Source organism: Mesorhizobium sp. M0701 (assembly GCF_040320365.1).
Lineage (GTDB): Bacteria > Pseudomonadota > Alphaproteobacteria > Rhizobiales > Rhizobiaceae > Mesorhizobium.
Genome location: NZ_JAMYPO010000043.1, coordinates 1 through 15,196 on the forward strand (window position 1 = coordinate 1; position 15,196 = coordinate 15,196).

A 15,196-nucleotide genomic window follows, 5' to 3' on the forward strand; every position below is an offset into this window, starting at 1 on the left:
CCACCTCCGCCCGAGCCGGTGTGTGTGGGTGCCCATTCTCCTCTTCTCTGTCTCTCCCCACAACCCCTCCTACTCCCCCCATCCCCCCCCCCCCCCCCCCCCCCCCCCCCCCCCCCGGCAGGTGAGGTCGCGAAAGTCCTAGTGGGAATCACGCGGCGCGCCGTTGCCGCGAAAGGTCCGCCAGCCGGAGAACATCGAGGAGATGATCGACTGCTTCGACATGATGTCCTCGCGCACCGCGGCATAGATATGGATGATCACGAAGCAGATGATCACCCACATGCCGAGATGGTGCCAGGTATGCACGTCCTGACTCTGACCGAGAAGTGGGATGACCCAGCTCGAGAACAGGTCGTACTGCCAGGACCCCATGCCGGCCCCCTCGCCGTAGAGCGCCAGTCCAGTCACGATCATGAAGATGGTGAACCAGACGAACAGGAAGTGCATGGCGAGCGTCGCGAGCGGGTTGTGCCCGGAATACTTCATCGGCTCGCTCACCAGCATGGCGTACCAGAGCACCTCGTGCCAGAGCTCCTTCCAGAAACGTCCTTTCCAGACAGGCGGGAGGAATATCTGCCGGGAATGCTCGTTGCCGGCGAAGACCCAGTAGATGCGGAATGCGAAGCCGACGATCAGGACATAGCCCGCAACGAAATGCAGGTAGCGTATCCAGCCGAAGAGGAAACTGGAACTCGCCTCGCCGCCAACCGCCGGCGGCGGCGAGCCGATCAGGTAGCCGGTGCCGGCAAGCATGAGGATGGCGAAGGCATTGACCCAGTGCCAGAGGCGCAGCGGCGCCTCGTAGACATAGACCGCTTCTTCGCTATGCGGAGTTTGGCTCGCGCTCATGGCCGCCCCCTAGCCGCCGAACACAAGCGTAGCGCCCGAGCCGGCAACGACCATGCCGAGCCCGGCGCGCGCCCAGGGCGACGACGCGAGCCTGAGGCCGATGCCGGTGCCGGCCAGATGCAGCGCCGCGGTCGAGAGCGTGAAGCCGGCAATATAGGCAAGTGCCGCGCCGGTCGTCTCGCTCGCATGGGCATGGCCATGGAAGAGGGCGAAGAACCCGGCAAGGCCGATGCCGAGCATGCCGGGAAGGCCGGCACCGGCGACGATCATGATGCCGAGAGCAAGCACGGATAGCGCGATCATGCCTTCGACCGCTGGCAGGCCGATGCCGGCAAAGGCCAACGCCGCACCCGTCATCATCATCGCCACGAAGGTTGCTGGCGGCACCAGGACCCGCGACGGCATGGCCACCGCCGACCAGACCCCGACCGCCGCCATGGCGAGAAGGTGGTTCAGTCCCATCAGCGGATGGGCGATGCCGGCGGCGAACCCGTCGGCATGCCCTGCGCCGACATGGGCGAGCGCCGGGCTGGCAAGGACCGCGAGCGAAGCTGCGGCACCAGGTTTCAGGATAGCGTGTCTCATTTCGTTCCTCCCCTAGCGCACTTTGACATTGGCAAGTTCCTGTCCGTCCGGACCCATGACATGGGTCGAACAGGCAAGGCACGGATCGAAGCTGTGGATCGTCCGCAGGATCTCGACCGGCTCCTCCGGCCGCTCCACCTTGGTGTCCATCAGCGACGCTTCGAAGGCGCCGATATTGCCGGCATGGTCGCGTGGCGAGCCGTTCCAGGTGGTCGGCACGACGCATTGGTAGTTTTCGATCCGGCCGTTCTTGATGCGTATCCAGTGGCCCAACGCCCCGCGCGGCGCTTCGGTGAAGCCGACCCCCTTGACTTCGGCGGGCCAGGACTTCGGATCCCATTTCTGGGTATTGGCGGTCGAGCTGTCTCCAGCCTTGATGGTGGCGATCAGCTTGTCCATGAAGTAGACCTGCTTGCGGGCCGCCCACTGTGCTTCCAGCGCGCGCGCAGCGGTGCGGCCGAGCGTCGAGAACAGCCCCATCAGCGGTACGCCGAGTGCCCGCAGCGTCGAGTCGACCTGCTCCTTGATCTCCTCGTGGCCCTGGACGTAGCCGACGACATAGCGGGCGAGCGGCCCTACCTCCATCGCATGGCCGCGCCAGCGCGGCGCCTTGATCCAGGAATATTTCGCGCTCTCGTCGATTTCGCGGATGTCGGTGCGCGTGCCCTTGGCGTTCGGCCCGAGCTGATAGTTCGGCTCCGTGATACCATCCCATGGATGCAGGCCGTTCGCCTCGTCCGGGTATTTGTACCAAGAGTGGGGCACAAACTCCTGGATCTGCTCGGGATCGCGCACGTCAACGGGCAGCACCTCTTTGAGGTTGCCATCGATGATCGCGCCCTGGGGCATCATCAGGTTGGCTGCCGAATAGTCGTTGGCTTTGTCGGGGATGTCGCCATAGGCAAGAACGCTCTTGCCCGACAGCCCGCCGCCATAGAGCCAGCCCTTGTAGAGACTGCCGATCGCGATGATGTCGGGGATGTAGACGTTGTCGACGAAGGCGATGGCGCGCCCGATGACGCTGCGGACGTAGTTCAGCCGCTCCATGTTGATCGGCGCGCCGGCCGCCATCTCACCGTCGATGTTGATCGCACAAGGCACGCCCCCCACCAGCCAGTTGGGATGGATGTCCTTGCCGCCGAAGATCGTGCGCGTCGTCATGATCTCCTTCTGGAAGTCAAGCGCTTCCAGATAGTGCGTCACCGCCATCAGATTGGCCTCCGGCGGCAGCAGATAGGCCGGGTTGGTCCAGTAGCCGTTCTTGAACGGCCCGAGCTGGCCGCTCTCGACGAACTTCTTCAGCCGGTTCTGGATGTCACGGAAATAGCCCGGCGAGGACATCGGGTGGCTCGGCGAAACGGCCTGCTGCAGCTCCGACGTCGCCTTCGGGTCGGCTCTCAATGCGTTAACCGGGTTGACCCAGTCGAGCGCGTGCAGGTGGTAGAAGTGGACCAGATGATCATGCACCTGCAACGAGAGCTGCATGATGTTGCGGATCGAATTGGCGTTCTCCGGGATTATGATGCCCAGTGCGTCCTCGACCGCACGCACCGAGGTGAGCGCGTGCGTGCCGGTGCACACGCCGCAGATGCGCTGGGTGAAGGCCCAGGCGTCGCGCGGGTCGCGGCCCTTGAGGATGACCTCGAGCCCGCGCCACATGGTGCCGGTCGAGACCGCGTTGCGGATGATGTTGTTCTCGTCGATGTTCACCTCGCAGCGCATATGGCCTTCGATCCGCGTGACCGGATCGACGACCACGCGCTGGCCGGAGGTGTCGAGATTGAAGCCGTTCGGCGTCTGGATGACCATCACTTGTTCCCTCCCTTTTCGCGCATCCGCTTGACCACGCTCGCCGCCGCATGCGCGGCCGCGGCGGCGCCGATCACGGTCGCGGCCGTCGTGCCGATCCTGTCGGCATCGGCCTCGATGCCGAAGCCGTGGACGCGGGTCAGGCGGCTGTAGAAATCGCCCTTGTCCCAGAAGCCGTCCTCGGAGCAGCCGATGCAGGGATGGCCGGCCTGGATCGGGAAGGAGAGGCCGCCGTTCCAGCCCACCGTCGAGCAGGCGTTGTAAGTGGTCGGTCCCTTGCAGCCGACCTTGTAGAGGCAATAGCCCTTGCGCGCGCCCTCGTCATCGAAGGACTCGACGAACTGGCCGGCGTCGAAATGCGGGCGCCGATAGCATTTGTCGTGGATGCGCTGGCTGTAGAACATCTTCGGCCGGCCCTGCCGGTCGAGCTCTGGGAATTTTTCAAAGGTCAGGATGTAGGTGATGACGGCCGTCATCACTTCTGGGATCGGCGGGCAGCCGGGAACCTTGATGATCGGCTTGTCCGGCAGGCCCGGAACCTTATGGACGGGCGTGGCCCGCGTCGGGTTCGGCCGCGCGGCCTGCACGCAGCCCCAGGAGGCGCAGGAGCCCCAGGAGATGATCGCCTTGGCGTTGGAGGCGGCATGGTTGAGCTGGTCGACGAAGGGCTTGCCGCCGATGATGCAGAACATGCCGTCCTCGTTGAGCGGCGCATTGCCTTCGACCGCGAGGATGTAGTTGCCCTTGTACTGTTCGACGACCTCGTCGACGATCGCCTCGGCCTGATGGCCGGCGGCCGCCATGAGCGTGTCGTCATAATCGAGTGAAAGCATCGACAGCACGACGTCCTTGGCGAGCGGGTGCGCCGAGCGGATGAAGCTTTCGGAGCAGCAAGTGCATTCAAGCCCGTGCAGCCACAGCACCGGAATGCGCGGCTTGGACTCCATCGCGTAAGCTATTTTCGGCGCAAAGGCCGGTCCAAGGCCGAGGGAAGCCGCCGTCAGGCTGCAGAATTTCAGGAAACTTCGGCGGGTGATCCCCTGTCGGCGCATGACCTCGTAGAATGTTTGTTGCATTAGGCCTTCCTCCACAGGCGGCGGCGTCTCCTGGTGCCGCGGACATGCGAAGGCGGAGCAAGTCCGATGCCAGAGTTAAAAAGCCGAATAAATTCAAAACTCAGATGCTCTTCGAGGCGTTGACTTGTTCCGGTCGCCGGCAAAGGAGTGGAAACCGGGCTGGCAGATTTCGAACAAAGTTTCCGCGATGCGGCGAGACGAGCGAAGAGGCCTGGCGACGGGTGCCGACGGGATTTCGGCGGGCCTCGACCGACCTCGCCCAGAGGCCACGCGCAGCTTGTCAGGACGGCCGAGCAGATCGCGCTTGGCCTGCGCGGCTACAGCAGACTGGGAATCGCGGGATTTGCACCATCTACTCGTCGCCGCTTGCGTTGAAACCGCTGTTGTCGGGTTTGTCGCATCCGCGACACGGTGATGTTCGGCCGCGCGCCGCCGCACTCGCAGCTAAGCCATTGAATAAAATGCAGACTGGTTTCTGAGGCTGCACGTGCCGCGGTCGTGACCGGTCTTTCATTGCGTGAGGCCGAACGTGCGATTGCAGCTCCTGCCGCCGCGCAAAGAGAGGTTCAAGATTTGTGCCAACTGCGCTTGGCCGGCAGGTGGCATAGAGCGGCGCCTGAGAATGAAAGTGCCGGCCGCCCAGCCTTCATAGCCGTTCCTCCTTTGTGGCGTGACGGCCCGAAAGTCGCCATCGCGTCAGATGTTCATCAGGGTTCGGCATAGCCGGGGCTCGTCCGGCGACAGTCGTGGCAGCGACTTGGCTTCTGGAGCCGCTCATCCGGCCGATAAGAACACATGCGCGTCCTGAAGTATTGCGTTCCGCGTTACACTACCGTATATACGTCCGCAGCACAGGAGCGCGCCATGGCCACCACAGCCACCAGGAAGGAAACACCCGTCTCGATGCGGTTTCGCGACGATGATCTCACCATCATCGACCGCGGCGCGGAGCTGCTCGGCCTGTCGCGCACGGAGTTCATGCGGCGCGCCGCGCTGCACGAGGCGCAGGCGGCCATCCTCAACGAAACCGTCATCCGCGTGTCCCCGGAAGCTTATGACGCCTTCATGCAGGCGATCTCAGCCCCCGCCGCTGCGCCCCCGCCGAAGGCGGCCGAGCGGCTGCGTCGGTCCCCGCCCTGGGACCGTTAGGTGGCGCTTTCAGGCATCGAACTCCTCGACGACGCGCACCGCCTCGACAGCTTCGATTGCGGCAAGCCGGCGCTCAATGCTTGGCTGGCCGGCTTCGCGCGAACGAACCAGGTCCGCGGCTTTACCCGCGTCCTGGTCGTTCACGATGAGGGAACAGTCGTCGGCTATTACGGCCTCGCGCCGGGCGTGATCCAGCCAAACAGCGCACCGCGCGCCATCCGCACCGGACGGCCGCCCGATCCGATCCCCTGCCTGTTGATTGCACAACTCGCCGTCGACCATCGCTATGCCGGACAAGGCATCGGCAGCGGCCTGGTCAAGGACGCGCTGCATCGCTGCGTCGCCGGCGCCGACATCGTCGGCGGCCGCGCAGTGGTGGTGCGGGCGATCGACGCCGAGGCCGAGCGCTACTGGCAGAGCTGGGGCTTCATTCCCGCGCGGGACAATCCGTCGGTGCTCATGCGCTCGATCCAGGACGTGGGCCTCTGGCTGGCCGACAAAGGCCACTAGCTCCACGCGCGTAGCGCCTCCGTAGCGGCAGCGTCCGGGCGCGCCGGCCTGCAGCCGGATGACGATCCCTCACGCAGGGCCAGAGGGAGACGGCGGTCAGAGCGAGGAAGCTAGCAATAATCTGGGCGACTGGGCTGCCTACCAGGTCCCGTCTCGTAAAGGCGCTAGAGGATACTGGATCCAGCCGCCAAAGACCGGGAGATGGCGCGGCGCGCGGACTTTGGGATGATAGTCTGGGACGGCGCATCGCCCGGCACGGCCGTCAACGTGCTTCAGCTCGCCAATCGCGAACAAGCCGTGCGTCATTTGCGATCTGGCCAGGGGCAGCATGGCGACTACGTACAATGTGGGAGACTGGTGCGCCATGCTCCGCGATGCCGGTCCAGACATTCGGCGGGCCAAGCGAAGCCCGCATGGCGCCGGACGAGCGCCTGGCTTTGCTGGGATGATGTACGCGCGGTCCCGGCGGGTTTGACCCGATAGGCTTGATCCGGCCCCGCCCCCAACTCCACTTGTATGAACGGCCGGGGCCGGCCCTTTTCGAAACCGGCCCACCGCCGCGTGACGTTGTGCAGGATGATCGTCTTGACCCGTCTCGCATCTGAAGCGGGTGCAAGCCTGCCGAACATCCCGGCTGCTTGGTCATTCAACCTGGCTGCGAGGCATCGCCACCGTGGGGGTGGCGTTCGCTGCCAGTCGGCTCCGATCTCGAAACCGCTGTGCCGCCATACCGAACACGCAACTCGGTTTAAGCGCCAAGCTGCTGTTCGAGGTATTGACGACGCAGGCGACATGACCGGAAAGGCTGGCGGGGTAAGCAGCTTCCATCGATCCGGCGGCATTGCGGATGTGGCTGGCGATGGCGGCCTGAGTTCTTGTCCATCTGCCGCATAGCGGGTGGTCAGGTGCTGGTCGCGTTTCCGGCGAGCCGAAGCATTTGTCTCTCAAGGTCACCCCTTGGAAATCCAGCACCAGCGGCTTGTCGGGACAAGATAGATGCTATTGGGATTTGGCCGCCGCAGCCGCGAGCATCGCTTCTCCCATCCCATTGACGCCTCGGGCATTCAGCATTTCACCAGCGTTCTGAATGTCGCGCACCTCTTTGTTCTGGCTGAGTTTTGATTTACCAACCAGGCCGGTGATCTCGATTTCCAGGGCGACGATCGCCTTAACCATCGTGTCAATGAAGTCCTTCGGCGCGTCGCCCATCTTCCACGGGGCAGGCTGCGAGGCTTCATGCATGTGAGTGAGCTTCGCCACGTTACGGCGCACATAGCGCTCATCATCCCGGACAGTGATGCGTCCGTGGGCGTGGACGACGAGATAGTTCCACGTCGGCACCTGCTTATGGAATTCATGCTTGCTTGGATACCAGTTCGGCGAGATGTAAGCGTCGGCCGCACGGAAGATAACGAGGACTTCATCGCCATTGGCAACTTCCTCCCAGACTCGATTTTTGCGTGCAACATGGCAATTGAGGAGGCCTTTGTCTCCCTTCGAGCGGTCAAGCTCGAAGGGAATGTGGTTCGCGTCGAGTGTGCCTTTGCTGTGGGTGACCAGGATACCGAGCGGATGTCTCTCGATTAGGTCAAACAGGGTGTTCTGATCGGGGACGGCAAAATGGGGCGGAACGTACAACGGTGGATCTCCTGTCGCGAATGGGCGGTCGTTAGCGAGCGGCGGTGTCTTGCGGAACGGGCCCGGGCATCTTTGTTGCCGGCGAAGAGGGCCCCGGATCTCGCTGTCCACCACGCTCAAGAACTGCCATCGAGAAGTGGGCAGGCAGATCAGATGCCGCCGCGTATGAGTGCGGTTGGTCAGTGACAAGCCGCACACTCTCGCCTTGGCTCAAAATTACTGCGTGGGTACCCACCACGACACTTAGGGACCCCTGAGTCACCGAGATCAGCTCGCGCGTATCCGGACTATGAGCATCTGAGGAAAACACGTCGCCCGGCATAATGGCCCAGCTCCACAGTTCGAACATCGTTCGTCCCGAGATCGATGAATGAAGTTGTGCAAAGCTTCCTTTAGCGCTTGTCCAAAGCGTCCTCGTCTCTGTCCGCTCAATAGGAAGGCGAACTGTGGAAGGATGGTCATTCAACAAATCGGCCACCGAAAGCGAAAACGCCGCCGCCAGTCGGCAAAGTATGCCGATGCTGGGGTTCGCCTTGCCTTGCTCCAGCGTGACGACGGTTCCCTTGGATAAGCCGCTCAGTTTTGCCAGTCGATCCAGGGTCAGGTTTTGGTCGCGCCTCAATTGTCGGATCCGAACCGCTATCGCTTGGCCAAGCACCCGCTCGGGGTCCAACGCTGTCGTAACATCGGTCATTATATTGACTTAGTGCCTCGGCTCACTTATTACGGTCAATATAATGACCGGCCTGAAATTGTGCAACTGCCCCGTTAGCGAGGAAATGACCGATGCGTTTTGAAACGAAGGCGATCCATTGCGGCCGAGCTGTCGACGCTTCCACGGGAGCGGTGTCCCTGCCGCTGCACACCAGCACGACGTTCCAACGTAGCGTCGACGGCTCGTTTCCTTCCGGATTCGAATACACCCGGGATGGAAATCCGACACGCAACGCGTTCGAAATGGCCATGGCCGCGCTCGAGGGCGGAGAAGATGGCATTGCCTTCGCGTCGGGCATGGCTGCAATCGCTGCAGTCTTTGAGAGCCATCCGTCGACGGGTCGGATCGTTCTGCCGGATCACATGTATTTCGGCATTCGTTCGCTGATTGACGAGAGCCGACATTGGGTCTCGCTTCGACTTTGCGGCCGTCGACATGCGCGATCTGGATGCCGTGCGCGCCGCGGTCACGTCGAAGCGGACTGGCCTCGTCTGGGTCGAGACGCCGTCAAACCCGATGATCCGCGTTGTCGACATTTCGGCCATCTGCAAAATCGCGCACGAGGCTGGCGCCTTGGCCGTAGTGGACAACACGTGGGCAACTCCAGTGCTTCAACGGCCCCTCGAAGTTGGGGCGGACGCGGTCATGCACTCGGCGACAAAGTACATCGGCGGCCACTCGGACTTGATGGCGGGCGTCGTCATTGTCCCGCACTCGTCACCCCTCGGTCGCCCACTGCGGATGGTCCAGAGACACAAGGGCAGCGTCGCAGCGCCATTCGACTGTTGGCTGGCATTGCGGGGCCTGCAGACATTGTCGGTACGCATGCGCGCGCATTGCGAAGGCGCCCAGAAGGTTGCTGAGGCTTTGGCGTCTCATCCGCGTGTCGAAAAAGTACTTTTTCCTGGCCTGCAAACTGATCCGGGACACGATCTCGCTAAGCGGCAAATGAGCCATTACGGAGCGATGCTATCCTTTATCGTCAAAGGCGGAGCCGATGCTGCGATGGCCGTGGCCGGCCGCCTCGAGGTTATTGCCAGGGCGACAAGCCTTGGCGGGACGCACTCTCTGATTGAGCATCGCGCATCCGTCGAGGGTGCCAAGTCCAAGGCGCCAGGCGGATTACTGCGAATGTCAGTGGGACTTGAGCATCCTCAGGACATTATCGATGATCTGATGCAGGCCCTAGGCGGAACCTTCAAAGCGGCAGCCGAATGACGCGGGTGCAAGAACTCTGGCAGCGCTTTACGTGGCGGCTGGCGCAGCAATGCGGCCTGCTACGGTTGGGCGCCTAGATCAGGCAAAGCATCTTCGACGATGCTTAGATTTCGATCGAAAATCTCGGTGTCGGATGCGTTGGCGCGGAGAGACCGCACCTTGTTCAGGATCGCCGCAACCGCCGCTTCAGGCCTGGCGATGCGGCCCGACCTTTTCGAGGAAACCGCCGGTCTGCATCAGCTCGGCGATCTTCTTGTGCGCGACTAAACGGTCGAGACCGTCGAGCTCGCCCCAGACCGCCTAGCGCTCCGGCGTCACCTCCAGCCCGGCGAGAAAGTCGTCATTGTCCGTGAGGGTGACCGCCGCATTGACAGTGAGGATGTTGACCGCCGCCAGCCGGTGGCGCTTGCCGACCTCGAAGTCGTTGAAGTCATGCGCCGGCGTGATCTTGACCGCACCACTGCCTTTTTCGGGATCGGAATACTCGTCCGCGACCACCGGGATCCTGCGGCCGACGATCGGCAAGATGAGGTTCTTGCCGACGAGATGCCGGAAACGTTCGTCGTCGGGGTGGACGGCGACAGCCGTATCACCCAGCATCGTCTCCGGGCGGGTCGTCGCAACGGTGATGAAGGTCTTCGGATTTTCCGGATCGAAGGTCACGCCTTCGACTGGATAGCGGAATTGCCAGAGGTTGCCGTTGACTTCCTGCTGCTCGACCTCGAGATCCGAGATGGCGGTCAACAGCTTCGGGTCCCAGTTCACAAGGCGCTTGTCCTTGTAGATTAGCCCTTCCTTGTAGAGCGCCACGAACACTTCGAGCACGGCCTTGGACAGGCCCTCGTCCATGGTGAAGCGCTCCCGGCTCCAGTCGGCCGAGGCCCCGAGCCGCTTCAGCTGGTTGAGGATGGCGCCGCCGGACTCCGCCTTCCATTCCCACACCTTGTCGATGAACTCATCGCGGGTCAGGTCGCGGCGGTGGATCTGCTTCTCCATCAGCTGGCGCTCGACCACCATCTGCGTGGCGATGCCGGCATGGTCCATGCCCGGCTGCCACAGCACGTTCTTGCCGCGCATGCGCTCGAAGCGCACCAGAATGTCCTGAAGCGTGTTGTTGAGCGCATGACCCATATGCAGCGAGCCGGTGACATTCGGCGGCGGGATGACGATGGTGAAGGCTTCAGCCCCCTCCTCGGCCCCGGCACCGGCCCGAAACGTCTTTTCAAGCGTATTATGTTTTTTTGTGCATAGACCAACGAGTTGAACGGCGGCCCCATAAATCGCCGATGTGTAGGTCGGGCAAAGGCGTCCACCAGCTCGTACTTGTCAAGACGATGCCACCCTTGATCTTGCACCCGCCTCCGATACCAGCGATGCGCTGCGTCGTATGCTCATGCCTGTCAGGATGGGATGGGCGCTGCTAGCACCGTGGCAGTTTGACAACCCGGCCATCGGGGCGGTAGCACCGTACAAGGCCAAGAGTCGCAGGGCAGACCGCACCCCATCGGGCTGCGCGACCCAGACCAGCTGACGCCCAACTGGCACACTCATCGCGCATCAGCACCGTGGATGCGACATCTACTTTGTTTACTTTGTTGCGAGCGCGATATCGGAACTTGGTTGTGACGCAGCTGTGCGTAAGCGCACCGCTGTCAGCAAGTGAGTGAGCGAAAGAACTACGTGGTGGAGGTGAGAAGTCATGCGGCGTCAAGATTCCCCGCCCTTTGCAGCAAACACACTGATTCCTCTTCAGAATCCGGTCTTTCGTTCGATCTGGACAGCCACGCAGATATCCAGCCTTGGCTGGCTGGTGCAGAGCGTGGCTATAAGCTGGCTTATGGCAACGATTTCAGCCTCCGATCTGATGGTTGCGCTCGTGCAGGCTGCATCGACACTGCCCGCCTTCTTCTTGTCGATCCTTGCTGGAGCGATTGCAGACAGCTTCAGCCGCCGCGGCGTGATGCTTGCCGGACATTGCCTGATCGCACTGGCATCCACGGCGCTGGCTCTCTCTGTTGGACTGGGCTTTGTCAGTCCATGGCTGATCTTGGGACTGAGTTTCTTGGCGGGATGCGGCTTTGCCTTGAATGATCCAGCCTGGCACGCCTCGGTCGGCGACATCCTCGAAAAGCGCGACATACCCGCTGCAGTGACGCTGATGTCGGTGGGGTACAACGTGGTTCGGAGCATAGGACCGGCGCTGGGCGGTGTAATTTTGGCTTTGCTGGGCCCCCTTACGGCTTTCGCCTTCGCTGCGCTGACCGACCTGGTCCCATTGAGCGCTGTCCTGCGCTCCAAGTGGCAAGTTCGTTCTTCGCCTCTTCCGCGCGAGCGGATGACGACGGCCATTCATGATGGCATGCGCTTCACGGCAATCTCCTCGGAGATCAGAGTGGCGATCGTGCGTGCAACCCTGTTCGGGCTGTCAAGCATCTCGATCCTTGCTCTGCTCCCCCTCCTAGTTCGCGACCAACTGGCGGGGGGGCCAATTGTTTACGGCGTCCTGTTGGCCGGCTTCGGCACAGGCGCCTTCATCGCGGGCATTGGCAATAGCTACTTGAGACGCATCACGTCCCAAAATCGATTGATCACGCTCGCGTCCGTTGCTTGCGCAACGTGTTGCCTTTTACTGGCTCTCACATCATCGGTGGCTGTAGCAGCGATCGCGCTTGCAATCGCTGGCGCAGGCTGGGTTGTCACCTGGACCGGAACCGACGTGTGTGTGCAGTTGGCAAGCCCAAGATGGGTCGTTGGTCGCACCCTGTCGATCTATTACGCCCTGACCTACGGCGGCATGGCAGCGGGCAGCTGGATCTGGGGTGCTGTCGCGCAGTACTATTCCCTGACGTGGGCTTTGGAAGGTGCTGCAGCGGCGCTGTTGCTGGTTGCAGCTGTGGGAAAGCTATTGCCGATACGGCTATGGGAGGAATCGGATCAAGGGGCCTTCGACTTCAGGCCACCAGAACTGGCCCTCGATTTGAAGCCCAGGAGCGGCCCGATCGTGATCAAGGTGGAGTACTCGATCCCCGAGGAGAATATCGAGGAATTTCTGAGCTGCATGCGCGAAAGGCGGCGCGTTCAGAGCCGTGCCGGTGCGCGGGACTGGACCCTCCAGCGCGATCTTCAGAACTCGACTCTTTGGACCGAGACATTCCGCACGCCGACATGGACGGACTATCTTCGTCTAAACCATCGGCTAACGGTGACTGACAGGGAGGTAGGCGAGCGCCTTGCCGCTCTGCAGGTCGGTGATTCTCCTCCTCGTCTCTCACTTTCGATCGAGCGGTCGACAAGCCCCGCCCCCGGCAGCCAAGTCCAGCCTGTGCCCTTTGTATCGCGCCCGTAAGGAAACCAGTAACTTTTCTGGGCTCGGACACGGGAATGGCCGAGACCTACTCCTTCTTTCGTCGGGTCAGCCCGGATTGCCATACCTTGCGGCCGGTTAGGCGAGCATGAGGATTTGTGTGGCACGTATGTCCACCACGGGCCCATGTCCAGCCCCACCGCCTCTGCCATCAGATCGGCTTGGGCACGGGTTCAGGTCGCCTGTCCCCCTGCATCGCGGCGAGCAGCGGGGAGCAAGGGGGGCGGAGGGGTCTCCCCGGTCTGCACGGAGCGAAGCGGGCAGACGGAGGAATCCGCCAGCGGCGGCGCGACAATGAAGCTGCGAGCGTTGCGTCAATCAAGATGAGAATGCTGGCGGGTTGGAACGCAGGGAGGGCGTAGCCCGACTGGAGTTTCAACCCGCCAGCGCCGCGGCCTTTTCGGGCTTCAGCGCGCGAGTGGATTTTCTGCATTTAGCTGCAGCGAAGGTCCCGGTGGTGCGGTGGAAGCGCACCCGGGGCATCTTGGACTTATTATCCAGGACTGCTGCATTGCCGCAGCAATGGTCACAACCTGCTAGGGTCCGGACCCATAAAGGGTTCCACTGACGGTGGTTTTATGATTCACGGTCTCCAAAGGGAGGCCACCGATGAATCGCGATTATTTCTGGCTGACCGAGGAGCAGTTTTCGCGGCTGCAGGCGCTGCTGCCAACCGACACGCGCGGCAAGCGCTGGCGGTCCTCCGGCTGAGGTCCTGATCGACTCTTCGGCCGTGAAGGCGCATCGCTGCGCTTCTGCCGGCAAAGGGGGGAGCAAAATCAGGCGATTGGCCGGTCGCGCGGTGGGCGAACCACGAAGATCCACGCCCTGACCGATGGCCTGTGCCGCCCGATCGCTTTCCTCTTGACCGGTGGCCAGGTCGCCGATTGCAGCGCCGGAGATTTGCTTCTGGAGCAGATGCCCGAGAGCCCGATCCTGCACGCCGACAAGGGCTATGACACCAATGCCATTCGCCACAAGGTCGAGGCTAAAGGGGCGATGCCGAACATTCCGTCGAAAGCCAACCGGCGCTGGAAGAACTGCTTCTCCCCGTTCCTCTACCGTGATCGCAACGCCATGAGCGCATGTTTGGACGGCTCAAGGATTTCCGCCGCATTGCCACCAGATACGATCGATCGGTCACTAACTTCCTCGCTGCCGTCTGCCTCGCCGCTACGGTCGGTTACTGGCTGTGACAGTTGTCCTCGACAAACAGAAGCGAACTTGCGCCCTGAAGCAGGGTGATCGCTTCAGAAACGGTGCGAAGGAGTATGTCACTCGCCGGCTCGATGTCGTGGATGAGGCCGGCGGCCTCACCAATCATGATCGCGGCTATCGTGGGATCGCCGCTTGCCCACGCTTCGCGGTAGGCAGCGGACTGCGCGTCAATGTCGGCGAGGAGATGGGCCTCATTGCCGTGCCAGGCTTCCGTAAAAGCATTCTTCCGAACGCGCAGTGAAAACCGCGATGGCCAATCCAGGCGGCGCGCTAGGTCCATCACCGAGGTTCGAACCGTGTCGTCTCCGGTCGCCGCAAGGGCAGCCTGGTGCAGATTTGGATGAACGAGAGCCTCCAACGAGGCCCAGAAACGTGATCCCATCACGACGCCATCAGCGCCAAGCATCAGCGCCGCTGCAAGCCCACGACCATCGGCGATGCCACCGGCCGCGCAGATGAGCGTGTCCGGCGCCCGTCGCCGTACCAAGTTCGCGACCTCCGGAACAAATGTGAATGTCGCTCGCTTCTCACCGTGACCGCCGGCTTCCGCGCCTTGGGCGACGACGATGTCGGCTCCGACATCAAGAGCGCGGCGCGCGTCGTCGAGGCTCTGGACCTGGCAGATCAAGGGGACCCCGGCGGCCCGTATCGCCGGCGAAAAAGGCGCCGGGTCGCCAAAGGATAGGAAAATCGCACTTGGTCGCCGCTCCAGGGCCTTATCGAGTAGGCGCGGGTTCCTGGCGAGTGACCATGTTATGAAGCCGCAGCCGACAGGTCGGTTGCCAGATCGCTCGAACTCTCGCGTTAGCCAATCAGCGTCGCCATAGCCGCCGCCGATAAGCCCAAGCCCTCCGGCTGAACTGACCGCACCTGCGAGTTCCCCGCCCGATGCGAATGCCATCGGCGCGCTGATGATCGGATGCTGCAGTTCAAGCCGATCAGTGAGACGGGTTACGATGCGCATCATCACTCCAACAGATTGCCTTGAGTATCGCAGGTTCGGTTGATTCTATCGAGCCCCGCTCAGCGCCCCGCGATTAACGGCAACCAGAGCCCCCAGTCGAC

The 15,196-nt window shown here is 62.4% G+C and carries 12 protein-coding genes and 3 pseudogenes; 7 read left to right on the top strand and 8 right to left on the bottom strand.

Annotation, left to right across the window (positions count from 1 at the left end):
• Window positions 1–138: 138 nt before the first annotated feature.
• From cybH to NKI24_RS28710, 4 genes are read right to left on the bottom strand one after another with little or no spacing between them, the layout of a single operon-like run.
• Entirely contained in the window at window positions 139–849 is a 711-nt protein-coding gene (cybH, locus tag NKI24_RS28695) for a Ni/Fe-hydrogenase, b-type cytochrome subunit (protein ID WP_023800991.1), read from the bottom strand.
• 9 nt (window positions 850–858) lie between these two features.
• On the bottom strand, window positions 859–1,434 hold the full coding sequence (locus tag NKI24_RS28700) for a HupE/UreJ family protein (RefSeq protein WP_352750044.1): 576 nt from the start codon (window positions 1,432–1,434) through the stop codon (window positions 859–861).
• A 12-nt stretch (window positions 1,435–1,446) separates the two neighbouring features.
• A complete protein-coding gene (locus NKI24_RS28705) occupies window positions 1,447–3,243 on the bottom strand; it encodes a nickel-dependent hydrogenase large subunit (protein ID WP_352725339.1) in 1,797 nt (598 codons plus the stop codon).
• Window positions 3,243–4,319, bottom strand: coding sequence for a hydrogenase small subunit (locus NKI24_RS28710; RefSeq protein ID WP_352721579.1), 1,077 nt, complete (start codon window positions 4,317–4,319; stop codon window positions 3,243–3,245). Before NKI24_RS28710 ends, NKI24_RS28705 begins: the two co-directional genes overlap by 1 nt.
• Before the next feature lie 864 nt (window positions 4,320–5,183).
• Between NKI24_RS28710 and NKI24_RS28715 the strand changes: the two genes are divergently transcribed.
• Both NKI24_RS28715 and NKI24_RS28720 read left to right on the top strand, forming a co-directional pair.
• Complete coding sequence (locus tag NKI24_RS28715) at window positions 5,184–5,468, top strand: type II toxin-antitoxin system TacA family antitoxin (protein WP_031255614.1); 285 nt, start codon at window positions 5,184–5,186, stop codon at window positions 5,466–5,468.
• On the top strand, window positions 5,469–5,978 hold the full coding sequence (locus NKI24_RS28720; RefSeq protein ID WP_352643348.1) for a GNAT family N-acetyltransferase: 510 nt from the start codon (window positions 5,469–5,471) through the stop codon (window positions 5,976–5,978).
• A gap of 999 nt (window positions 5,979–6,977) precedes the next feature.
• Here NKI24_RS28720 and NKI24_RS28725 read toward each other — a convergent pair.
• Window positions 6,978–7,616, bottom strand: a complete 639-nt coding sequence (locus NKI24_RS28725; protein ID WP_352643346.1) for an FMN-binding negative transcriptional regulator — start codon at window positions 7,614–7,616, stop codon at window positions 6,978–6,980.
• A gap of 31 nt (window positions 7,617–7,647) precedes the next feature.
• Entirely contained in the window at window positions 7,648–8,310 is a 663-nt protein-coding gene (locus NKI24_RS28730; protein WP_352625521.1) for a helix-turn-helix domain-containing protein, read from the bottom strand.
• A 92-nt stretch (window positions 8,311–8,402) separates the two neighbouring features.
• On the opposite strand from NKI24_RS28730, the pseudogene NKI24_RS28735 reads away from it, so the two are divergent.
• From NKI24_RS28735 to NKI24_RS28745, 3 genes and pseudogenes are all read left to right on the top strand, one after another.
• A pseudogene (locus tag NKI24_RS28735) lies at window positions 8,403–8,669 on the top strand (PLP-dependent transferase); the annotation flags it as partial.
• 97 nt (window positions 8,670–8,766) lie between these two features.
• Window positions 8,767–9,549: a trans-sulfuration enzyme family protein gene (locus NKI24_RS28740; RefSeq protein ID WP_352750045.1), complete on the top strand. Its 783-nt coding sequence runs from the start codon at window positions 8,767–8,769 to the stop codon at window positions 9,547–9,549.
• 99 nt (window positions 9,550–9,648) lie between these two features.
• Window positions 9,649–9,816, top strand: coding sequence for a hypothetical protein (locus NKI24_RS28745; RefSeq protein WP_352692606.1), 168 nt, complete (start codon window positions 9,649–9,651; stop codon window positions 9,814–9,816).
• Here the strand turns inward: NKI24_RS28745 and NKI24_RS28750 are convergent.
• Window positions 9,739–10,764: pseudogene (locus tag NKI24_RS28750) on the bottom strand (class I tRNA ligase family protein); the annotation flags it as partial. The gene NKI24_RS28745 and the pseudogene NKI24_RS28750 sit on opposite strands and share 78 nt — an antisense overlap.
• 484 nt (window positions 10,765–11,248) lie before the next feature.
• Between NKI24_RS28750 and NKI24_RS28755 the strand changes: the two are divergent.
• Both NKI24_RS28755 and NKI24_RS28760 read left to right on the top strand, forming a co-directional pair.
• Window positions 11,249–12,895 carry an MFS transporter gene (locus tag NKI24_RS28755; protein ID WP_352750046.1) on the top strand — a complete coding sequence of 549 codons (1,647 nt, stop codon included), beginning with the start codon at window positions 11,249–11,251 and terminating at the stop codon, window positions 12,893–12,895.
• 703 nt (window positions 12,896–13,598) lie between these two features.
• A pseudogene (locus NKI24_RS28760) lies at window positions 13,599–14,109 on the top strand (IS5 family transposase); the annotation flags it as partial.
• Here NKI24_RS28760 and NKI24_RS28765 read toward each other — a convergent pair.
• On the bottom strand, window positions 14,097–15,095 hold the full coding sequence (locus NKI24_RS28765) for an NAD(P)H-dependent flavin oxidoreductase (RefSeq protein ID WP_352643492.1): 999 nt from the start codon (window positions 15,093–15,095) through the stop codon (window positions 14,097–14,099). The pseudogene NKI24_RS28760 and the gene NKI24_RS28765 overlap by 13 nt on opposite strands.
• Window positions 15,096–15,196 lie beyond the last annotated feature (101 nt).